This window comes from Gaetbulibacter sp. M240 (genome assembly GCF_043876815.1).
Lineage (GTDB): Bacteria > Bacteroidota > Bacteroidia > Flavobacteriales > Flavobacteriaceae > Gaetbulibacter_A.
On sequence record NZ_JBAWKA010000001.1, the window covers coordinates 597927 to 618650 of the forward strand.

General features: G+C 36.7%; 34 protein-coding genes. 33 read left to right on the forward strand and 1 reads right to left on the reverse strand.

Going from position 1 to position 20724, the window contains the following annotated elements; genetic code table 11:
- Positions 1-165: 165 nt before the first annotated feature.
- Positions 166-1860: a POTRA domain-containing protein gene (locus V8G61_RS02540; protein ID WP_394873860.1), complete on the reverse strand. Its 1695-nt coding sequence runs from the start codon at positions 1858-1860 to the stop codon at positions 166-168.
- Between the two features lie 178 nt (positions 1861-2038).
- On the opposite strand from V8G61_RS02540, the gene rpsL reads away from it, so the two are divergent.
- The 33 genes from rpsL (at position 2039) to carA (ending at position 20702) form a co-directional block, all read left to right on the forward strand.
- Positions 2039-2413, forward strand: coding sequence for a 30S ribosomal protein S12 (gene rpsL / locus V8G61_RS02545; protein WP_042499114.1), 375 nt, complete (start codon positions 2039-2041; stop codon positions 2411-2413).
- Positions 2414-2434: 21 nt separating this feature from the next.
- A complete protein-coding gene (gene rpsG, locus V8G61_RS02550; RefSeq protein WP_394873861.1) occupies positions 2435-2911 on the forward strand; it encodes a 30S ribosomal protein S7 in 477 nt (158 codons plus the stop codon).
- A 6-nt stretch (positions 2912-2917) separates the two neighbouring features.
- Entirely contained in the window at positions 2918-5044 is a 2127-nt protein-coding gene (gene fusA, locus V8G61_RS02555; RefSeq protein ID WP_394873862.1) for an elongation factor G, read from the forward strand.
- Positions 5045-5055: 11 nt separating this feature from the next.
- Positions 5056-5361, forward strand: coding sequence for a 30S ribosomal protein S10 (gene rpsJ, locus V8G61_RS02560; RefSeq protein WP_394873863.1), 306 nt, complete (start codon positions 5056-5058; stop codon positions 5359-5361).
- 261 nt (positions 5362-5622) lie between these two features.
- The gene (gene rplC, locus V8G61_RS02565; RefSeq protein ID WP_394873864.1) at positions 5623-6240 is read left to right on the forward strand and encodes a 50S ribosomal protein L3; all 618 of its coding nucleotides are present in this window, start codon (positions 5623-5625) and stop codon (positions 6238-6240) included.
- On the forward strand, positions 6240-6869 hold the full coding sequence (gene rplD / locus V8G61_RS02570; protein WP_394873865.1) for a 50S ribosomal protein L4: 630 nt from the start codon (positions 6240-6242) through the stop codon (positions 6867-6869). Before rplC ends, rplD begins: the two co-directional genes overlap by 1 nt.
- A gap of 5 nt (positions 6870-6874) precedes the next feature.
- The gene (gene rplW / locus V8G61_RS02575; RefSeq protein WP_394873866.1) at positions 6875-7165 is read left to right on the forward strand and encodes a 50S ribosomal protein L23; all 291 of its coding nucleotides are present in this window, start codon (positions 6875-6877) and stop codon (positions 7163-7165) included.
- 12 nt (positions 7166-7177) lie between these two features.
- Entirely contained in the window at positions 7178-8005 is an 828-nt protein-coding gene (gene rplB, locus V8G61_RS02580) for a 50S ribosomal protein L2 (protein WP_394873867.1), read from the forward strand.
- A gap of 3 nt (positions 8006-8008) precedes the next feature.
- Positions 8009-8287, forward strand: coding sequence for a 30S ribosomal protein S19 (gene rpsS, locus V8G61_RS02585; protein WP_042245192.1), 279 nt, complete (start codon positions 8009-8011; stop codon positions 8285-8287).
- A 6-nt stretch (positions 8288-8293) separates the two neighbouring features.
- Positions 8294-8701 carry a 50S ribosomal protein L22 gene (gene rplV / locus V8G61_RS02590; protein WP_394873868.1) on the forward strand — a complete coding sequence of 136 codons (408 nt, stop codon included), beginning with the start codon at positions 8294-8296 and terminating at the stop codon, positions 8699-8701.
- A 9-nt stretch (positions 8702-8710) separates the two neighbouring features.
- Positions 8711-9424 carry a 30S ribosomal protein S3 gene (rpsC, locus tag V8G61_RS02595; RefSeq protein WP_394873869.1) on the forward strand — a complete coding sequence of 238 codons (714 nt, stop codon included), beginning with the start codon at positions 8711-8713 and terminating at the stop codon, positions 9422-9424.
- Positions 9425-9445: 21 nt separating this feature from the next.
- Entirely contained in the window at positions 9446-9865 is a 420-nt protein-coding gene (gene rplP, locus V8G61_RS02600) for a 50S ribosomal protein L16 (RefSeq protein ID WP_394873870.1), read from the forward strand.
- Between the two features lie 13 nt (positions 9866-9878).
- Positions 9879-10070, forward strand: a complete 192-nt coding sequence (rpmC, locus tag V8G61_RS02605) for a 50S ribosomal protein L29 (protein ID WP_394873871.1) — start codon at positions 9879-9881, stop codon at positions 10068-10070.
- 12 nt (positions 10071-10082) lie between these two features.
- Complete coding sequence (rpsQ, locus tag V8G61_RS02610) at positions 10083-10340, forward strand: 30S ribosomal protein S17 (protein ID WP_394873872.1); 258 nt, start codon at positions 10083-10085, stop codon at positions 10338-10340.
- 2 nt (positions 10341-10342) lie between these two features.
- Positions 10343-10711 carry a 50S ribosomal protein L14 gene (gene rplN / locus V8G61_RS02615; RefSeq protein ID WP_344740271.1) on the forward strand — a complete coding sequence of 123 codons (369 nt, stop codon included), beginning with the start codon at positions 10343-10345 and terminating at the stop codon, positions 10709-10711.
- 11 nt (positions 10712-10722) lie between these two features.
- Positions 10723-11034: a 50S ribosomal protein L24 gene (gene rplX / locus V8G61_RS02620; protein WP_394873873.1), complete on the forward strand. Its 312-nt coding sequence runs from the start codon at positions 10723-10725 to the stop codon at positions 11032-11034.
- Between the two features lie 2 nt (positions 11035-11036).
- Entirely contained in the window at positions 11037-11588 is a 552-nt protein-coding gene (rplE, locus tag V8G61_RS02625) for a 50S ribosomal protein L5 (RefSeq protein WP_394873874.1), read from the forward strand.
- 3 nt (positions 11589-11591) lie between these two features.
- Entirely contained in the window at positions 11592-11861 is a 270-nt protein-coding gene (gene rpsN, locus V8G61_RS02630; protein ID WP_076698025.1) for a 30S ribosomal protein S14, read from the forward strand.
- Positions 11862-11930: 69 nt separating this feature from the next.
- Positions 11931-12329 carry a 30S ribosomal protein S8 gene (gene rpsH / locus V8G61_RS02635; RefSeq protein ID WP_394873875.1) on the forward strand — a complete coding sequence of 133 codons (399 nt, stop codon included), beginning with the start codon at positions 11931-11933 and terminating at the stop codon, positions 12327-12329.
- Between the two features lie 18 nt (positions 12330-12347).
- Entirely contained in the window at positions 12348-12890 is a 543-nt protein-coding gene (gene rplF, locus V8G61_RS02640; protein WP_394873876.1) for a 50S ribosomal protein L6, read from the forward strand.
- A gap of 10 nt (positions 12891-12900) precedes the next feature.
- Positions 12901-13257, forward strand: a complete 357-nt coding sequence (rplR, locus tag V8G61_RS02645) for a 50S ribosomal protein L18 (RefSeq protein ID WP_394873877.1) — start codon at positions 12901-12903, stop codon at positions 13255-13257.
- 6 nt (positions 13258-13263) lie between these two features.
- Positions 13264-13788, forward strand: coding sequence for a 30S ribosomal protein S5 (gene rpsE / locus V8G61_RS02650; RefSeq protein ID WP_394873878.1), 525 nt, complete (start codon positions 13264-13266; stop codon positions 13786-13788).
- A gap of 11 nt (positions 13789-13799) precedes the next feature.
- The gene (gene rpmD / locus V8G61_RS02655) at positions 13800-13982 is read left to right on the forward strand and encodes a 50S ribosomal protein L30 (protein WP_394873879.1); all 183 of its coding nucleotides are present in this window, start codon (positions 13800-13802) and stop codon (positions 13980-13982) included.
- Positions 13983-13995: 13 nt separating this feature from the next.
- A complete protein-coding gene (rplO, locus tag V8G61_RS02660; RefSeq protein WP_394873880.1) occupies positions 13996-14448 on the forward strand; it encodes a 50S ribosomal protein L15 in 453 nt (150 codons plus the stop codon).
- A gap of 9 nt (positions 14449-14457) precedes the next feature.
- A complete protein-coding gene (gene secY, locus V8G61_RS02665) occupies positions 14458-15801 on the forward strand; it encodes a preprotein translocase subunit SecY (RefSeq protein ID WP_394873881.1) in 1344 nt (447 codons plus the stop codon).
- A gap of 11 nt (positions 15802-15812) precedes the next feature.
- On the forward strand, positions 15813-16028 hold the full coding sequence (gene infA / locus V8G61_RS02670; RefSeq protein ID WP_007094967.1) for a translation initiation factor IF-1: 216 nt from the start codon (positions 15813-15815) through the stop codon (positions 16026-16028).
- A 49-nt stretch (positions 16029-16077) separates the two neighbouring features.
- Positions 16078-16194, forward strand: a complete 117-nt coding sequence (gene ykgO, locus V8G61_RS02675; RefSeq protein ID WP_013305171.1) for a type B 50S ribosomal protein L36 — start codon at positions 16078-16080, stop codon at positions 16192-16194.
- 3 nt (positions 16195-16197) lie between these two features.
- Positions 16198-16572, forward strand: coding sequence for a 30S ribosomal protein S13 (gene rpsM, locus V8G61_RS02680; protein WP_394873882.1), 375 nt, complete (start codon positions 16198-16200; stop codon positions 16570-16572).
- Positions 16573-16679: 107 nt separating this feature from the next.
- Positions 16680-17063, forward strand: a complete 384-nt coding sequence (gene rpsK, locus V8G61_RS02685; protein WP_394873883.1) for a 30S ribosomal protein S11 — start codon at positions 16680-16682, stop codon at positions 17061-17063.
- 113 nt (positions 17064-17176) lie between these two features.
- Positions 17177-17782 (forward strand): 30S ribosomal protein S4, encoded by a 606-nt coding sequence (gene rpsD, locus V8G61_RS02690; RefSeq protein WP_394873884.1) that lies wholly within the window; start codon positions 17177-17179, stop codon positions 17780-17782.
- A gap of 104 nt (positions 17783-17886) precedes the next feature.
- Positions 17887-18879, forward strand: coding sequence for a DNA-directed RNA polymerase subunit alpha (locus tag V8G61_RS02695; protein WP_394873885.1), 993 nt, complete (start codon positions 17887-17889; stop codon positions 18877-18879).
- Positions 18880-18951: 72 nt separating this feature from the next.
- A complete protein-coding gene (rplQ, locus tag V8G61_RS02700; RefSeq protein WP_394873886.1) occupies positions 18952-19431 on the forward strand; it encodes a 50S ribosomal protein L17 in 480 nt (159 codons plus the stop codon).
- A 152-nt stretch (positions 19432-19583) separates the two neighbouring features.
- Positions 19584-20702, forward strand: a complete 1119-nt coding sequence (carA, locus tag V8G61_RS02705; RefSeq protein ID WP_394873887.1) for a glutamine-hydrolyzing carbamoyl-phosphate synthase small subunit — start codon at positions 19584-19586, stop codon at positions 20700-20702.
- Positions 20703-20724: the final 22 nt, after the last annotated feature.

Below are 20724 nucleotides of genomic sequence, written 5' to 3' on the forward strand. Positions count from 1 at the left end.
TTATTTAAAAGCTCTAATACAATTTAGCTGTTTTTTAAACTTTGATTACATTTTTCATTCGGCCTATTCTTGAACTATAGCATCTGGTTTGAAAATGATTCGTTTTAACGAAGAGCTAAGCTAAATGGTGTCAAATGACTACTTAAAATGTAAAAGTTATAATTTTTAAAATATAGTAGTAAGGCTAATATGTACCTTAGAGTTTGATACTTTAAAAGGTTCATTTTCAACTTTAGCGGCAGCATAGTTCAGTTTAAATAAGCCTGCTTTAGTGAGAACACCCAAGCCGATTCCGTAACTGAATAATTTTTTTTTCAAATCAGATATATTATTCTCGAAATAGCCAAGATCTGTAATGGAATGTACGTATAGGCTTGGACTTAATGTAAAACGGTACTCTGTATTTAAAATACCATAGGTATTCCCTAACAAACTATTTTCCTGAAAGCCACGAATGGAATTAATGCCGCCGAAACGCAAAAGTTCATTTTCAAAATAGGTGTCAGAGGAAATAGTCTCCCCGTGTAGTTTGAAATATAGGCTGTTTTTCAAATTCAGTTGGAAAATGTGCATCGCATCTATAACAAAGCGTGATTGATTTTGGGAGGTCCCTGCATTTTTACGAGATCCTAAATTCCCTTCAAAATAAAAACTCGATTTGGTTTGAAATAGAGCATTGTTAAATTGTAGATTTCTGTATTGATAGCTCCCAGTTAAAAATCGGGTATTGTAATTAGCAATATCTGAAACTGTACCGGAGCTAAATAAATTATTGGATGCAGTTGCAGTTAACCCGAGAGCAACTTGGTGTTTAGGATTAATTTGAAAGGTGGTCTTAATAGATTGGTCTACTGTAGTAAATGAAGAGTCTCGCCTAAACACCCTCAATTCCATAGCTAAGCCCACCGGGGATTTAAACAAGTAAGGTAGTGCTGCGTTTACCTCAAAAAGCTGCTGATCTGTTTCATCACTTTTATAAAACAAGCGAAAGGCTTCGCCGAAATTTAAAGTGTTGATCAAATTCAAATTTAAATACCCATTAAATTGAATTTTATTTGTGTCCTCATTGGTTCCAAAACCTAAAAATCCATCAAAACTGTTGCTTTTTTGTTTTTCTAAATAGAGGTAAAGTGTTGTAGAGTCTTTAGTAAAAAGAACTTCCGGCGGTTTTATTTGATTGGCAAAATTTAAACTTTGAACTTGTTCTGTTTTCTTTTTGATCTCGGTTAAATTAAAGACCTGATTTTTTTTGATATTTAGGTAATAGCGGAGGAAAGACCGGGGAAATTGTTCGTAGCCTTTTATTTCAATGGCATCAATAATGCGTTTTTGTTGATCCGGAATAAGCTCAAGATCAGCAGCCAGGCTATTATCCTTTATGGTAATATTTTTTAATTGGACTTTACTAAAGGGCAAGCCTTGTTCTGCTAGTGTTGAGCTCAGCCTTTTTAAAGTGGATGTTATTTTTTGATAGGGCAGTACAAAATAGGTGTCGGATACTGAGGTAGAGAATGAACTCAATATTTCCGGATGGATGAATTTGGAATTTGTGTAATGGATCTTAATGGATTCAAATTTGTTACCAAGTTTAAAATGGGCTAAAAATGTTGAGTCATTTGTCCTTTCTAAACTCGAAAGCTGTGCTTCAATGTACCCCAATCTATACAGGCTCGTTTGAACCGAATCCACTTCTGTATTGATACTTGCTAAATCCGCGTGGGTTTTTAGATAATTCAATTCGTTCAAAACCAGAGTTTCGGAGTTTGAGTTACCCTCCATATCTAAATATAAATTTTGAGCCGAAATTCCGGAGGAAAACATACCATATATAATAAGGTAGAAAATGATGTATTTTTGCACGGCTATAAAATCTGGTTTTTGTTGTAAAACTAACGGAAAAAGTAGTCTTTTAATATGATTGAAAATTTAATTTTTCAAAACTCTTAAAAATTAATGATTTAGGATTTGAATAATTAATTTAAATTTCTACCTTTGCAGCCCTTTAATCAAGGGATTTTAAAATTTATAGGAATTATATATGCCAACAATTTCACAATTAGTACGAAAAGGAAGAGCCAAAATAACCAAGAAGAGTAAATCGGCTGCTTTGAATTCGTGTCCTCAGAGACGTGGTGTGTGTACTCGTGTTTATACAACGACGCCTAAGAAACCTAACTCAGCAATGCGTAAGGTAGCAAGGGTTCGTTTAACAAACGGAAACGAGGTTAACGCATACATCGGTGGTGAAGGTCACAATTTACAAGAGCACTCGATAGTATTGGTTAGAGGTGGAAGGGTAAAAGATTTACCAGGAGTTAGATATCACATCGTTCGTGGTGCTTTAGACACAGCAGGTGTTGCAGGTAGAACACAACGTAGATCTAAGTATGGTGCAAAACGCCCTAAAAAGTAATTAACGCTTTAAGAAGAAGACATGAGAAAAAGAGCAGCAAAAAAGAGACCGCTTTTACCGGATCCACGTTTTAACGATCAGCTAGTAACGCGTTTCGTTAATATGATGATGTGGGACGGAAAGAAGTCTGTAGCTTTTAAAGTTTTCTACGATGCTATTGATATCGTAGAATCAAAAAAGACTGACGAAGAAAAAACAGGATTAGATCTTTGGAAGGATGCCTTGTCTAATGTGATGCCTCACGTAGAAGTACGTAGCCGTCGTGTTGGTGGTGCTACATTCCAAATTCCAATGCAAATTCGTCCAGACCGTAAAGTATCTACAGCCATGAAATGGTTAATTAGTTACGCACGTAAAAGAAATGAAAAATCAATGGCGTTACGCCTGGCCTCAGAAATTTTAGCAGCAGCTAAAGAAGAAGGAGCGGCCGTTAAAAAACGTCTTGATACGCATAAAATGGCAGAAGCTAATAAAGCATTCTCTCACTTTAGATTTTAAAATATAATGGGAAGAGATTTAAAATATACTAGAAATATAGGTATTGCTGCACATATTGATGCAGGAAAAACAACTACTACAGAACGTATTCTTTACTATACGGGAGTATCTCACAAAATTGGTGAGGTTCACGATGGTGCTGCAACTATGGACTGGATGGAGCAAGAGCAGGAGCGTGGTATTACCATTACCTCTGCTGCAACAACCTGTTCGTGGAAGTTTCCAATGGAAAATGCACAACCGACTCCTGATACAAAGGATTACCACTTTAATATTATTGACACTCCTGGCCACGTGGATTTTACCGTAGAGGTAAACCGTTCGTTACGTGTTCTTGATGGTTTAGTATTCTTGTTTAGTGCGGTAGATGGTGTTGAGCCACAATCTGAAACAAACTGGAGATTAGCTGACAACTATAAAGTGCCACGTATTGGTTTCGTTAATAAAATGGACCGTCAGGGCTCTAACTTTTTAGGGGTTTGTCAACAAGTTAAAGATATGTTGAAGTCTAACGCTGTGCCAATTGTATTGAACATTGGTGACGAAATTGACTTCAAAGGTATTATTGATCTAGTAAAGAACAGAGCGATCGTTTGGCACGATGAAACTCAAGGGGCAACTTTTGATGTTATCGAAATTCCAAACGAATTAAAAGCTGAAGCAAAAAAATACAGAGCCTTATTAATTGAGGAGGTAGCTACTTACGATGAAAATCTTCTTGAGAAGTTCATGGAAGATGAAGATTCAATTACTGAAGATGAAGTGCACGCTGCACTTAGAGCTGCGGTAATGGATATGGCTATAATCCCAATGATCTGTGGTTCTGCTTTCAAAAATAAAGGGGTTCAATTCTTATTGGACGCTGTTTGTCGTTACTTACCATCTCCATTAGATAGAGATAACATTGTAGGGACAAACCCGGATACAGGTGAGAAAGAAGCTCGTAAACCAAGTATCGATGCACCATTTGCTGCATTAGCATTTAAAATTGCGACCGATCCTTTCGTAGGGCGTTTAGCATTCTTTAGAGCTTATTCAGGTCATTTGGATGCCGGTTCTTACGTATTGAACAACCGCTCAGGTAAAAAAGAGCGTATCTCACGTATCTACCAAATGCACTCTAATAAACAAAACGCCATTGATTTTATCAATGCTGGAGATATTGGAGCAGCTGTAGGTTTTAAAGATATTAAAACAGGAGATACCTTATCTGATGAAAAGCATCCGATTGTTCTGGAATCTATGGATTTCCCGGACCCTGTAATTGGTATTGCCGTTGAGCCTAAAACCAAGGCAGATGTTGATAAATTAGGTATGGCTTTAGCAAAATTAGCTGAAGAGGATCCAACATTCACCGCTAGAACTGATGAGGCTTCAGGCCAAACTATTATTTCTGGGATGGGTGAGCTTCACTTAGATATTATTGTTGACCGTTTACGTCGCGAATTCAAGGTTGAAGTGAATCAAGGTCAACCTCAGGTTGAGTACAAAGAAGCGATAACACAAATTGCAAACCACAGAGAGGTTTATAAGAAACAATCTGGTGGTCGTGGTAAATTCGCTGATATTGTATTTACTTTAGGACCAGCTGAAGAAGGTAAACAAGGTTTAGAATTTGTTTCTGAAATTAAAGGTGGTAACGTTCCTAAAGAATTTATTCCATCCATTGAGAAAGGATTCCTAATGGCAATGCAAAACGGTCCTTTAGCCGGATATGAAATTGATGCGATGAAGGTAACGTTAACAGACGGATCTTACCACGATGTGGATTCGGATCAGTTATCGTTCGAATTAGCTGCAAAAATTGGATTTAAAAATGCTGCCAAAGCTGCCAAAGCAGTAATCATGGAACCTATTATGAAACTTGAGGTAATTACTCCTGAAGAAAACATGGGTGACATTGTAGGTGATTTAAATAGAAGACGTGGTCAAGTGAGCAACATGGGTGATCGTGCCGGAGCTAAAACAGTTAAAGCTACCGTGCCACTTTCAGAAATGTTTGGTTATGTAACCACACTAAGAACCTTATCTTCAGGTCGTGCAACTTCAACAATGGAATTTTCACACTATGCTGAAACACCTTCAAATATATCTGAAGAAGTGATCAAGGCAGCTAAAGGCGTGGAAGCTTAAAATCTAAGAACATGAGTCAGAAAATCAGAATAAAATTAAAATCTTACGATTACAATTTAGTAGACAAGTCTGCTGATAAGATTGTAAAAACAGTAAAAAGTACAGGTGCTGTTGTAACAGGTCCAATTCCATTACCAACACACAAGAAAATTTTCACTGTATTACGTTCTCCACACGTTAACAAAAAGTCGAGAGAGCAGTTCCAGTTAAGTTCATTCAAACGCTTATTGGATATCTACTCGTCGTCATCAAAAACTATTGATGCGTTAATGAAGCTTGAATTACCAAGTGGTGTTGAAGTAGAGATTAAAGTATAACTTGTCATTCCGAACTTGTTTCGGGATCTAACATGTCCCACCGATGCGGTCGCGGGAAAAACGGATAAATACATTTCAGGGACGAAAGGTATTTTGTCCCTGAAATTTTTTAAAAGGAAACTATCTCTAGGGAATCTTACAGATTAGTTTAAATAACAAAAGTTAATATTGAGACGGACCTTACGGTAATTAAGTCTCGATTATCGAGTAAAAAGGGTTGAATTAAATTTCAACAAATAGTAACATTAATAATTAATAAATATGTCTGGGTTAATTGGAAAAAAAATCGGTATGACCAGCTTATTCGATGACAACGGAAAAAACATTCCTTGTACAGTAATCGAAGCTGGCCCATGTATCGTTACCCAAGTCAGAACCGAAGAAGTTGATGGCTACAAAGCTATTCAAGTTGGTTTCGATGACGCGACAGAAAAAAGCGCTACTAAAGCTGATCAAGGTCATGCTAAAAAAGCGGGTACTTCTGTAAAACGCAAGCTCGTTGAATTCAAAGGTTTTGATAAGGAGTACAAATTAGGAGATGCTATCACTGTAGAACATTTTGCTGAAGGTGAATTTGTTGATATCGCAGGAACATCTAAAGGAAAAGGATTTCAAGGGGTTGTAAAACGTCATGGTTTCGGTGGTGTAGGTCAAGCTACTCACGGTCAGCATAACCGTTTAAGAGCACCGGGTTCTATTGGAGCTGCATCGTATCCTGCTCGTGTTTTTAAAGGCATGAAAATGGCAGGCCGTATGGGTGGTGAAAAAGTAAAAGTTCAAAATTTAAGAGTTTTAAAAGTAGTTGCTGAAAAGAATCTACTTGTTGTGAAAGGCTGTGTGCCGGGTCACAAAAACGCTTATGTAATTATTAGAAAGTAATGAAAGTAGCAGTTTTAGATATAAACGGAAAAGACACGGGTAGAAAGGCAGACCTTTCTAACGATGTGTTTGCTATTGAGCCTAATAATCACGCTGTATATTTGGATGTTAAACAATATTTAGCAAACCAACGTCAGGGAACTCATAAATCGAAAGAAAGAGCTGAGATCACTGGTAGTACGCGTAAAATTAAAAAGCAAAAGGGTACCGGTACGGCAAGAGCAGGTAGTATTAAGTCTGGTATTTTTAAAGGTGGTGGACGTATGTTTGGTCCAAGACCTAGAAACTACAGCTTCAAACTTAACAAAAACCTAAAGCGATTGGCACGTAAATCGGCCCTAAGTATCAAAGCAGGAGAGAAAGCAATCACTGTATTAGAAGACTTCAATTTTGATGCTCCTAGGACAAAAAATTTCACTGCTGTTTTAAAGGCATTAGACCTAGAGAATAAAAAGTCTTTGTTTGTGTTGGGTGGTGCAAATAATAATGTATATTTGTCATCGCGTAATTTGAAAGGCTCTGAAGTTATAACTAACTCAGAATTAAGTACTTACAAAATTTTAAACGCAAATCAAATAATCCTTTTAGAAGGTGCGCTAGAAGGTATTGAATTAAATTTAAGTAAATAGGAACCATGAATATCTTAATTAAACCTATAATCACAGAAAAAGCAACTGCCGATAGCGAGATCAGAAATCGTTACACTTTTGCAGTGAACTCAAAGGCGAATAAGATAGAAATTAAAAAAGCCGTTGAAGAGGCTTATGGGGTTTCTGTTGAAAAAGTTCGTACTATAAATGTCCGTCCAGATCGAAATACCAAATACACAAAAAATGGTATTCAACATGGTAAAACAAATGCTGTTAAAAAGGCAATTGTACAACTGGCGGAAGGTGAAATGATTGATTTATACAGTAATCTGTAATTTAAGACAACTATGTCAGTAAGAAAATTAAAACCAATCACACCAGGACAGCGTTTTAGAGTAGTAAACGGGTATGACGCCGTGACTACTGATAAGCCGGAGAAGAGCTTGCTCGTTCCGAATAAAAAGTCTGGTGGTAGAAACAGTCAAGGTAAAATGACCATGCGATATATTGGTGGTGGTCATAAAAGAAGATACCGTTTAATAGATTTTAAAAGAAATAAAGTTGGGATTCCAGCTGAAGTAAAATCTATTGAATACGATCCGAACAGAACCGCTTTTATCGCTTTATTGAATTATCAAGACGGTGAGAAAAGCTATATCATAGCTCAAAATGGTTTACAGGTTGGGCAAAATGTGGTATCCGGTTACGAAGGTGTAGCACCAGAAATTGGAAATGCTATGCCGTTAAGTCAAATTCCATTTGGAACGATTATTTCTTGTGTTGAGTTACGTCCGGGACAAGGTGCTGTAATGGCACGTAGTGCTGGTGCTTTTGCTCAGTTAATGGCAAGAGATGGTAAATTTACGACCATAAAACTACCTTCTGGTGAAACCAGATTAGTACTTAGTGATTGTATGGCCACCATTGGTGTTGTATCCAATTCAGATCACCAGCTATTAGTAGGTGGTAAAGCAGGTAGAACTCGATGGTTAGGAAGACGACCAAGAACCAGACCAGTGGTGATGAACCCGGTTGACCATCCAATGGGTGGTGGTGAAGGTAAATCTTCAGGAGGACATCCACGTTCTAGAAAGGGAATCCCTGCTAAAGGATATAGAACCCGTTCTAAAACAAAATATAGTAACAAATACATTGTAGAACGTAGAAAGAAATAAGACATGGCAAGATCATTAAAAAAAGGACCTTACGTTCATTATAAATTAGAAAGAAAAGTAGCTGCTAATGTTGAGAACAACAAAAAGACAGTAATTAAAACCTGGTCTAGAGCTAGTATGATTACTCCAGATTTTGTTGGGCAAACAATTGCAGTACACAATGGCCGTCAATTCGTTCCAGTATACGTTACTGAAAACATGGTAGGTCATAAACTAGGAGAATTTTCACCAACGCGTTCATTCCGTGGACATGCCGGTGCTAAAAATAAAGGTAAAAAGTAGTAAGCTATGGGAAGTCGTAAAAAAGAAATGGCAGACGCTATTAAGGAAGCTAAAAAGCACGTTGCTTTTGCAAAACTTAATAATTGTCCTACGTCACCAAGAAAAATGCGCTTAGTAGCCGATTTAGTAAGAGGTGAAAAGGTACAGAATGCTCTTAATATCTTAAAATTCAACCAAAAGGAAGCTTCTGGTCGTTTGGAAAAGTTATTATTGTCAGCAATTGCGAATTGGCAGTCGAAAAATGAGGATGCTGATGTAGAATCTGCAGACCTGATCGTAAAAGAAATAAGAGTGGATGGCGGATCTATGTTAAAAAGATTACGTCCGGCTCCTCAGGGGCGCGCTCACAGAATAAGAAAACGTTCAAACCACGTAACCTTGGTGGTAGGAGCTAATAATAACACACAAAGCTAAGATAGAAGTATGGGACAAAAGACAAATCCAATCGGAAATCGCTTAGGAATTATCAGAGGATGGGAATCCAACTGGTACGGAGGAAACGATTATGGCGATAAACTTGCCGAAGACGATAAGATTAGAAAATACGTTCACGCGCGTTTATCTAAAGCTAGTGTAAGTAGAGTAATTATCGAAAGAACTTTAAAGCTTGTAACCGTTACTATCACCACTGCTAGACCAGGTATCATTATTGGTAAAGGCGGCCAGGAGGTAGACAAGTTAAAAGAAGAACTTAAGAAGATTACAGGAAAAGAAGTTCAGATCAACATCTTTGAAATAAAGAGACCTGAACTTGATGCTCATTTAGTAGCGGCTAGTATTGCACGTCAAATTGAAAACAGAATTTCATACCGTCGTGCTATAAAAATGGCAATTGCTGCAACAATGCGCATGAACGCTGAGGGAATTAAAATCGAAATTAGTGGTCGTTTAAACGGTGCTGAAATGGCGCGTAGCGAACACTATAAAGAAGGACGTATTCCGTTATCAACCTTCAGAGCCGACATTGATTATGCTTTAGTTGAAGCCCACACTACTTATGGTAGATTAGGCGTAAAAGTATGGATCATGAAAGGTGAAGTGTATGGTAAAAGAGAACTTTCTCCACTAGTTGGTTTATCTAAAAAGCAAGGAAAAAGTGGGGGAAGAGGAAACAAAGCACCTCGTCGTAGAAAGTAATTTTTTATAAAGTAAAGAAAAATGTTACAGCCTAAAAGAACAAAATTTCGTAAGCAACAAAAAGGACGTATGAAGGGGATCGCCGGAAGAGGGCATCAACTTTCAAACGGAACTTTTGGAATAAAAGCGTTAGACTCGAACTTTATTACAGCGCGACAAATTGAAGCCGCACGTATTGCCGCTACACGTTACATGAAAAGAGAAGGGCAACTTTGGATTAAAGTATTTCCAGACAAGCCAATAACAAAAAAGCCTCTTGAAGTACGTATGGGTAAAGGTAAAGGTGCCGTTGAATATTGGGTAGCGCCTGTAAGACCAGGACGTATATTATTTGAAGTTGGTGGTGTGTCTTTGGATATTGCTAAAGAAGCACTGCGTTTAGCGGCTCAAAAATTACCGGTTAAAACTAAGTTTGTAATTGCTAGAGATTACGAAGCATAATTTATTTGATATTATGAAACAATCAGAAATTAAAGAATTATCTGTAGCTGAGTTACAAGAAAAACTTGGTGAAGTAAAAAAGAGTTATTCAGATCTAAAATTAGCTCATGCAATATCTCCTTTAGAAAATCCAATTCAGTTACGTACCATAAGACGTACTGTTGCTAGAATTGCGACCGAATTAACTAAAAGAGATTTACAATAATTCTGCTGAAAGATGGAAACAAGAAAATTAAGAAAAGAACGTATAGGAATAGTTACTAGTAACAAGATGCAAAAATCTATTGTAGTTGCAGAGGTTAAAAAAGTAAAACACCCTATGTATGGTAAATTCGTGTTGAAAACGAAGAAATACGTTGCACACGACGAAACAAACGATTGTAACATTGGAGATACTGTAAAGATCATGGAAACAAGACCTTTAAGTAAATCTAAATGTTGGAGATTAGTTGAAATCATAGAAAGAGCTAAATAATTATGGTACAGCAAGAATCAAGATTAAGGGTAGCAGATAACACTGGAGCAAAGGAAGTTTTAACTATCCGTGTTCTAGGTGGAACTAAAAAAAGATATGCCTCTGTAGGAGACAAGATCGTTGTTTCTGTAAAAGATGCAACACCTAATGGAAACATTAAAAAAGGTGCTGTTTCTACTGCAGTTGTTGTGCGTACTAAGAAAGAAGTTAGAAGACCTGACGGATCGTATATCCGTTTCGACGATAACGCCTGTGTATTGTTAAACCCAACAGGGGAAATGAGAGGTACACGTGTATTTGGTCCTGTAGCTAGAGAACTTCGTGATAAACAATTCATGAAAATTGTATCATTAGCACCTGAAGTGCTTTAATACATTATAAGATGACAAAGCTTAAAATAAAAACTGGAGATACTGTAAAAGTAATAGCTGGAGACCACAAAGGTTCTGAAGGTAAAGTGCTTGAGGTATTCACAGACAAGAACAAAGTGATCGTTGAGGGAATCAACCTGGTTAAGAAACATTCGAAACCAAGTGCACAAAACCCTCAAGGTGGGATCGTTGAAAAAGAAGCACCAATCCATGTGTCTAACTTATCATTGTTAACCAGTAAAGGGGAAACAACACGAGTGGGATACAGAACGGAAGGTGATAAAAAAGTAAGATTTTCAGTAAAATCTAATGAAGTAATATAGTTATGGCATATTCACCAAGACTTAAAGAAGATTATAAAAGCAGGGTTATTGCAGCGTTAACTGAAGAGTTCGGTTATAAAAACGTAATGCAAGTTCCTAAACTTAAGAAGATAGTAATATCTAAAGGAGTAGGAGCTGCTGTGGCAGATAAAAAGCTTATTGATCACGCAGTTGAAGAATTAACTTCTATCTCCGGTCAAAGAGCAGTAGCAACCATATCTAAGAAAGACGTTGCTTCTTTCAAATTACGTAAAGGGATGCCAATTGGGGCTAAAGTAACTTTACGTGGTGAAAGAATGTATGAGTTTTTAGATCGTTTAGTTACTTCAGCGTTACCGCGAGTAAGAGATTTTAACGGTATCAAAGCTACAGGTTTTGACGGCAGGGGTAATTACAATTTAGGAATTACCGAGCAAATCATCTTCCCGGAAATTAATATCGATAAGGTAAATAAGATTACTGGTATGGATATTACTTTTGTAACCTCTGCTGAAACAGATAAAGAAGCAAAATCATTATTATCCGAATTAGGATTACCTTTTAAAAAGAATTAAGATATGGCGAAAGAATCAATGAAAGCCCGTGAGGTAAAAAGAGCAAAAACAGTAGCTAAATATGCAGCAAAACGCAAAGCTTTGAAAGAAGCTGGCGATTATGAAGCATTACAAAAGCTACCGAAAAATGCGTCTCCAATTCGTATGCATAATAGATGTAAATTAACAGGAAGACCTAAAGGTTATATGAGAGATTTTGGAATTTCTCGTGTGATGTTTAGAGAAATGGCCAACAAAGGTTTAATTCCTGGAGTAAGAAAAGCAAGTTGGTAATATTATTTAAATAATCAGGTTTAAGGTTTGAGCCTAGCTCGAAAACCAAAACCACAAAATCAATTCATTATGTACTCAGATCCAATTGCGGATTATTTAACAAGAATTAGAAACGCAGTACGTGCTAACCACAGAGTGGTTGAGATACCGGCATCTAATTTAAAAAAGGACATCACTAAAATATTATTCGAGCAGGGATATATTTTAAGTTACAAATTTGATGATTCTACAGTACAAGGTACTATTAAAATAGCGCTTAAGTACAATAAAGAAACTAAGGAACCAGTAATTAAGAAACTTCAAAGAATTAGTACACCAGGTTTACGTAAGTATGCCGGTGCTAATGAATTTCCACGTATCTTAAACGGTCTTGGTATTGCCATTGTTTCCACATCTCATGGTGTGATGACAGGAAAGCAAGCTAAGAAAGAAAATGTGGGTGGCGAAGTTTTATGTTACGTATACTAATTTAAAAGCCAGAAAGAAATGTCAAGAATAGGAAACAATCCAGTAGCCATTCCAGAAGGTGTTACAGTAGAAGTTAACGATAATGTTGTTACTGTAAAAGGGAAATTAGGTGAGTTAACTCAAAATTACGATTCTGTTGAGATAAAGGTAGAAGAAGGTAACATATTTGTTACTCGCGCTGATGATTCTAAAGATCAAAAAGCAAAACACGGTTTATACCGATCTTTAATGAACAACATGATTAAAGGAGTATCTGTAGGATGGTCTAAGGAATTGGAATTGGTAGGTGTAGGTTACAGAGCATCAAACCAGGGTCAGAAATTAGATTTAGCTATCGGATTCTCACACAATATCGTTTTGGACGTAGCTCCTGAAGTGAAAGTAGAAACTGTTACTGAAAAAGGTAAAAATCCGATCGTGAAATTAACCTCTTTCGACAAACAATTAGTTGGTCAGGTAGCAGCTAAGATCCGTGGGTTTAGAAAACCAGAACCATACAAAGGAAAAGGAATTAAGTTTGTTGGTGAACAAATAAGAAGAAAAGCAGGTAAATCAGCTTAATAATTTAGTTATGGCATTAACAAAGAATAATAGAAGAATAAGAATTAAAAACAGAATACGTAAAATTGTTTCTGGTACTGAAGCCAGACCAAGATTATCTGTTTTTAGAAGTAATAAAGAAATTTATGCTCAAATTGTAGATGACGTTACTGGGAATACCATCGTTGCGGCATCTTCAAGAGATAAAGACATAAAAACTGCTAAAGCTAATAGAACTGAAGTTGCTGCTTTAGTTGGGAAGGCTGTTGCTGAAAAAGCTTTAAAAGCAGGTGTAGAAACAATCGCTTTCGATAGAGGTGGTTACTTATATCACGGAAGAGTTAAATCGTTAGCTGAAGGGGCTAGAGAAGGCGGACTAAAATTTTAAAATATTATGTTTCAAAAATATAAAAGCGCAGAATTAGTAAAACCAGGTGGACTAGATCTTAAAGATCGTTTGGTTGGTGTACAACGAGTTACCAAAGTAACGAAAGGTGGTAGAGCATTTGGGTTTTCAGCTATAGTTGTAGTTGGTGATGAAGCCGGTGTTGTAGGACAAGGTTTAGGGAAGTCTAAAGATGTAGCTAGTGCAATCGCTAAGGCTGTTGAAGATGCTAAGAAAAACTTGGTTCGTATCCCGATCATTAAAGGAACTGTTCCTCATGAGCAAAAAGGTAAATATGGAGGCGCTCGCGTTAACATTATTCCTGCTGCTCCCGGTACAGGAGTTATCGCTGGTGGTGCCGTAAGAACTGTTTTAGAGGCTGTAGGTGTACATGATGTATTATCTAAATCTCAAGGTTCTTCAAACCCGCACAATGTGGTTAAAGCGACTTTTGATGCTTTATTGCAATTAAGAGATGCCAAGGCTATTGCCCGCGAAAGAGGATTATCACTTGAACAGGTTTTTAACGCTTAATACGTACAGAGATGGCAAAAATTAAAGTAACAAAAGTTAAAAGCGCAATCAATCGTACGCAAAGACAAAAAAGAACTTTAGAAGCTCTTGGTCTTAAAAAGATTGGTCAAGTTAAAGAACACGAAGCAACACCTAATATTCTTGGGATGATTGCTAAAGTTGAACATTTAGTTTCTGTAGAGGAAGCAAAATAATTTAAACTGAAAAATGGATTTAAGTAATTTAAAACCTGCAGAAGGTTCAGTAAAAAGTAACGGAAAACGTGTAGGACGTGGACAAGGTTCCGGAAAAGGTGGTACCGCTACTCGTGGACACAAAGGAGCTAAATCTCGTTCTGGTTATTCTAAGAAAATAGGATTTGAAGGTGGACAAATGCCGCTTCAAAGACGTGTTCCTAAATTTGGTTTTACCAATATTAATCGCGTAGAATATCAAAGTGTAAATTTAGATACTTTACAAGCATTGGTTGACGATAAAAAGATTAAAGATACCGTAGATTTAGACATTCTTATGGCTAATGGTTTAACCGGAAAAAATGATCTGGTTAAGGTTTTAGGTCGAGGGGAATTAAAAGCTAAATTAAAAGTGTCTGCTCATAAGTTTAGTGCTTCAGCAAAAGCTGCCATTGAAGCTGCAGGAGGAGAAGCAATAACTTTATAAGCCTGATTTATGAAATTTATAGAATCAATAAAAAATGTTTGGAAAATTGAGGAGCTAAGAGACAGAATCCTAATTACATTAAGTCTTCTTTTAGTTTACCGATTTGGTGCTCAAGTGGTTTTACCTGGTATCGATGCGGCTCAGTTAAGTGAATTATCTAGTAACACAGAAACTGGTTTACTTGGGTTACTTAACGCCTTTACCGGTGGTGCTTTTGCTAACGCTTCAGTTTTCGCTCTAGGTATTATGCCTTACATTTCTGCTTCTATTGTGGTTCAATTAATGGGTATTGCAATACCTTACCTTCAAAAGTTACAAAAGGAAGGCGCTAGTGGGCAAAAGAAAATAACACAAATTACGCGCTGGTTAACCATCGGTATTTGTTTGGTTCAGGCACCTGGATATTTAGCAAGTTTACCTGCATTGGGTATTCCTCAAAGTGCTTTTTTATTAGGTTCAGGACCGTTATTTTACTTTTCTTCTGTGACCATATTGGTAACGGGAACCATCTTCGCGATGTGGTTGGGTGAAAAGATTTCAGATAAAGGTATAGGGAATGGTATTTCACTTTTAATTATGGTGGGTATTATTGCACGTTTACCGGCATCTTTTATCCAGAACTCTGCAGCTCGTTTAGAAGGAAACAATGTGATGTTAATTCTTTTTGAATTAGTAATCTGGTTTGTAATTATTCTGGCTTCAGTTATGTTAGTTATGGGCGTTCGTAAAATCGCAGTTCAATATGCTAGACGTACAGCCTCTGGCGGTTATGAGAAAAATGCTATGGCCGGGTCTAGACAGTACATTCCATTAAAATTGAATGCGTCAGGAGTAATGCCGATCATCTTCGCACAAGCTATCATGTTTGTTCCAGGGTTAATTGGAGGTGCGCTTGGAAGCACAAGTTCAGTTGGGAATTGGATACAAACTAATTTCTCTGATATGTTCGGGTTATGGTACAACGTATTGTTCGCCTTACTGATTATCATATTTACATATTTTTACACGGCGATCACAGTACCTACCAATAAAATGGCAGATGACTTAAAACGTAGTGGTGGTTTTATTCCGGGTATTCGACCAGGGTCAGAAACCTCAGAATATTTAGATAAAATAATGTCTCAAATCACACTTCCAGGATCTATATTCTTGGCATTAATTGCTGTGTTCCCAGCTTTTATTGTGAAGCTTATGGATGTACAAGCTGGATGGGCTTTGTTCTTCGGAGGAACCTCATTGCTTATTATGGTTGGAGTTGCGATTGATACCATGCAACAAGTAAATTCATACTTGTTGAATAGACATTATGATGGCTTGATGAAAACAGGTAAAAATAGAAAAGCAGTAGCTTAATATAAAATACTATGGCAAAACAAGCAGCAATAGAGCAAGACGGAACCATTATTGAAGCATTATCAAATGCCATGTTCCGTGTTGAATTAGAAAATGGTCACATTGTGACAGCGCATATTTCTGGTAAGATGCGTATGCATTACATCAAATTATTACCAGGAGATAAAGTTAAATTAGAAATGAGTCCTTATGATTTGACTAAGGCTCGTATAACTTATAGATACTAATTACAAGGTTTTTTAACCGCGTAACAGTAATATAAAAAACAATAACAAGATGAAAGTAAGAGCATCAGTTAAAAAAAGAAGTGCAGATTGTAAAATCGTACGTAGAAAAGGTAGACTTTACGTTATAAACAAAAAGAATCCTAGATTTAAACAAAGACAAGGGTAAATTATGGCAAGAATTGCAGGTGTAGACATACCGAAAAACAAAAGAGGAGTTATTGCTTTAACTTATATCTATGGTATAGGTAAAAGTAGAGCACAAGAAATTTTGGCCACTGCTAAAGTGGATGAAAACACAAAAGTTCAAGATTGGACTGACGATCAAATAGGTTCCATCCGTGAGGCTGTAGGTACCTTTACGATCGAAGGAGAATTACGTTCTGAGCAACAAATGAACATTAAGCGTTTAATGGACATTGGATGCTATAGAGGAATTCGTCATAGAGCAGGTCTTCCTTTAAGAGGTCAGCGTACAAAGAACAACTCTAGAACCAGAAAAGGTAGAAGAAAAACTGTTGCTAATAAAAAGAAAGCAACGAAATAATAATTAACAATTTAGTCTTTAGTATTTAGACGTTGGAAGGAATCTGTTTGAAATTTTACGGTTTAGGATTCTAGCGACTATCACTAAACAACTAAGCACTAGAAAATATGGCAAAAACAAGCACAAAAAAACGCAAAGTTAATGTTGACTCTGTTGGAGAAGCTCACATTACAGCTTCTTTCAACAATATCATCATTTCATTAACCAATAAAAAAGGCGATGTAATTTCATGGTCTTCTGCTGGTAAAATGGGATTCAGAGGGTCTAAAAAGAATACACCTTATGCCGCCCAATTAGCTGCCGAAGATGCTGCAGGAGTGGCCTCAGAAGCAGGTTTAAAGAAAGTAAAGGTTTATGTTAAAGGACCTGGAAATGGTAGAGAGTCTGCTATTCGTTCCATCCACAATGCCGGTATCGAAGTAACTGAGATCATCGATGTTACACCACTACCACATAACGGATGTCGTCCTCCAAAACGTAGACGCGTTTAATTCAAATTAACAATAGTAATAAATAACAAGTATCAACGAGAGATCAAAACAACTATCGAAGGATAAGATTAAGACCTTAATTCATAGTTACTCTCATAAACAACAACTAAGAAATGGCAAGATATACTGGTCCTAAAACGAAGATAGCCCGAAAATTCGGTGAAGCTATTTTTGGAGATGATAAATCTTTTGAAAAAAGAAACTATCCTCCTGGTCAACACGGTAACAACAGACGTCGTGGGAAAAAGTCTGAATATGCAATCCAGTTAATGGAAAAGCAAAAAGCAAAATACACTTACGGTATTTTAGAAAGACAATTTAGAGGATTATTTAAAAAGGCTCGAACGTCTCAAGGTATTACAGGTGAAGTTTTATTACAACTTTGTGAATCTCGTCTAGACAATGTCGTATTCCGTATGGGTATTGCTCCTACAAGAAGTGCTGCAAGACAATTGGTGTCTCACAGACATATTACCGTAAACGGTAATTTAGTAAACATCCCATCTTACCAATTAAAAGCCGGTGATGTTGTTGCAGTTCGAGAAAAATCAAAATCACTTGAAGCTATTGAAAAATCACTTTCAAATTCAAGTCACGTATACGAATGGATTACTTGGAATGATGATACTAAGCAAGGAACATATGTTTCTGTTCCTGCCAGAATTCAGATTCCTGAAAATATTAATGAGCAATTCATCGTAGAATTGTACTCTAAATAATTATAAATTAATCACGTTGGTATTTGGCCAAAGGGTTTATTCGTACTTCTTCAAACTTATAAACCGCGCAACCTGATAACAACTAAAACGAAGAAATAAAAATTATGGCAGTATTTAATTTCCAAAAGCCCGACAAAGTAATCATGATTGATTCTACGGATTTTGAAGGCAAATTCGAATTTCGTCCTTTAGAACCCGGTTATGGATTAACAGTAGGTAACGCTCTACGTAGAGTTTTACTTTCCTCATTAGAAGGATTTGCTATTACCTCGGTTAGAATTGAAGGTGTAGACCACGAGTTTTCTGCAATTGCAGGTGTTGTTGAAGATGTTACTGAAATCATCTTAAACCTAAAACAAGTACGTTTTAAGCGTCAAATTGACGATATCGATAACGAATCTGTTTCTATTTCAATTTCAGGACAGGAGCGGATTACAGCTGGTGATTTCCAGAAATTCATTTCCGGATTTCAGGTGTTGAACACCGAGTTGGTAATTTGTAACTTAGATCCTAAAGTGAACTTCAATTTAGAAATCACTATTGAAAAAGGGCGTGGTTATGTTCCTGCAGAAGAAAATAAAAAAGCTTCAGCGCCGATGGGAACAATCTTTACAGATTCTATCTATACCCCAATTAAAAACGTTAAATACAGTATAGAAAACTATCGTGTAGAGCAAAAAACGGATTACGAAAAATTGGTTTTTGAGATCATTACGGATGGTTCTATCACACCACAAGATGCCTTAACGGAAGCGGCGAAAACCTTAATTCACCACTTTATGTTATTCTCTGATGAGCGTATCACCCTAGAAGCTGATGAAATCGCTCAAACAGAAACTTATGATGAAGAATCACTTCACATGAGACAGTTGCTTAAAACAAAATTAATAGACATGGACCTATCTGTTCGTGCCTTGAATTGTTTGAAAGCTGCAGAGGTAGATACTTTAGGTGACTTGGTGTCATTTAATAAAAACGATCTTATGAAGTTCCGTAATTTCGGTAAAAAATCATTAACTGAGCTTGAAGAGCTTGTAAATGTTAAAGGTTTGAATTTCGGAATGGACTTAAGTAAGTACAAATTAGATAAAGATTAATTACTAATAAACGGCCTTTATATTTTGCTCCTCAAAAGAGTTGCAGCAAGATAAAGGTCTAAATCAAAGGTCATGAGACACGGAAAGAAAACAAATCATTTAAGCAGAAAAACTGCTCACAGAAAATCAATGTTGGCTAATATGGCATGCTCTTTAATCGAGCACAAGCGTATTAACACAACTGTGGCTAAAGCGAAAGCTTTAAAGCAGTTTGTTGAGCCTATGATTACAAAATCTAAGGAGGATACAACACACAACAGACGTATTGTAATGTCACGTTTAAGACAAAAAGATGCGGTTACTGAATTATTCAGAGAAGTTGCAGTGAAAGTAGCCGACAGACCTGGAGGCTATACCCGAATTATAAAGTTGGGTAACCGATTAGGAGATAACGCTGATATGGCAATGATAGAACTTGTTGATTACAATGAGATCTACAATGCTGATAAGAAACCAAAGAAATCTACTAGAAGAAGTAGACGTGGTGGAAGTTCGAATCCTGTAGCAGCAGCTCCGGTTGAAAATAAGGAAGCTTCAAACGAAGAAGAATAAATGTTAATAAGCATTTGAAATATAAAGGATAAACTATTTTAGTTTATCCTTTTTTTTATGCAATTTTGTTAAACTTTTCTGAGATATGGTCAACAATAAAATTGGAGTTAGGAACCATTTTTACGACAAATCGAGGATTTATAATCTAACACATGAAATATCAAAAACGACAAAAAGCCATCGTTCTTCTAGCAGATGGTACAATTTTTTACGGAAAAGCTGTTGGTAATAAACAAGGAACTTCATTTGGTGAAGTATGTTTTAATACCGGAATGACAGGTTATCAAGAAATTTTTACTGATCCGTCCTATTTCGGTCAAATTATGGTAGCCACAAATGCGCACATTGGGAATTATGGTACCAATGAAGATGAAGTGGAATCTGATTCTGTAAAGATCGCAGGATTGATTGTTAAAAATTTTAGCTATGATTATTCAAGACCTGCAGCTGATAGTTCCTTAGAAGCATTTTTAGACAAAAATAATTTGTTAGCAATTTCAGATGTAGATACAAGAGCCTTGGTGAGTTACATACGCGATCATGGCGCCATGAATGCTGTTATTTCCACAGAGGTGGATAATATAGAAGGCTTGAAAAAGCAGTTGGCCGAGGTGCCGAATATGGAAGGTTTAGAATTGGCTTCGAAAGTGTCAACCAAAGAACCTTATTATTTCGGTAAAGAGGATGCGACTTTTAAAATTGCTGCTTTAGATATTGGGATCAAAAAAAATATCCTAAGGAATTTGGCAAAGCGCGATGCTTACATAAAGGTTTTTCCTTATGATGCTTCTTTTGAAGATTTAGCGGCCTTTGAGCCTGATGGTTATTTCCTGTCCAATGGGCCTGGAGACCCACAGCCTTTAGAGAATGCTCAAAATGTGGCAAAAGAAATTATTAAACGCGACCTTCCGTTGTTTGGTATTTGTTTGGGACATCAAATTATTGCTTTGGCAAATGGTATTTCAACCTATAAAATGTATAACGGACACCGAGGAATCAATCATCCTGTGAAAAACCTTATTACAGGAAAAGGAGAGATCACTTCTCAAAATCATGGATTTGCCATAAATCGTGAAGAAACAGAATCACATTCTGACCTTGAGATCACGCACGTTCATTTGAATGATGATACCGTTGCGGGAATCAGAATGAAGAATAAAAATTGTTTTTCGGTACAATACCATCCAGAGGCAAGTCCTGGGCCACATGATTCATCATATCTTTTCGATCAATTCATAGAAAACATTAAAAAGCAAAAAGCCCTGGTTTAAACTAAAACGTTATAGCTTTTAT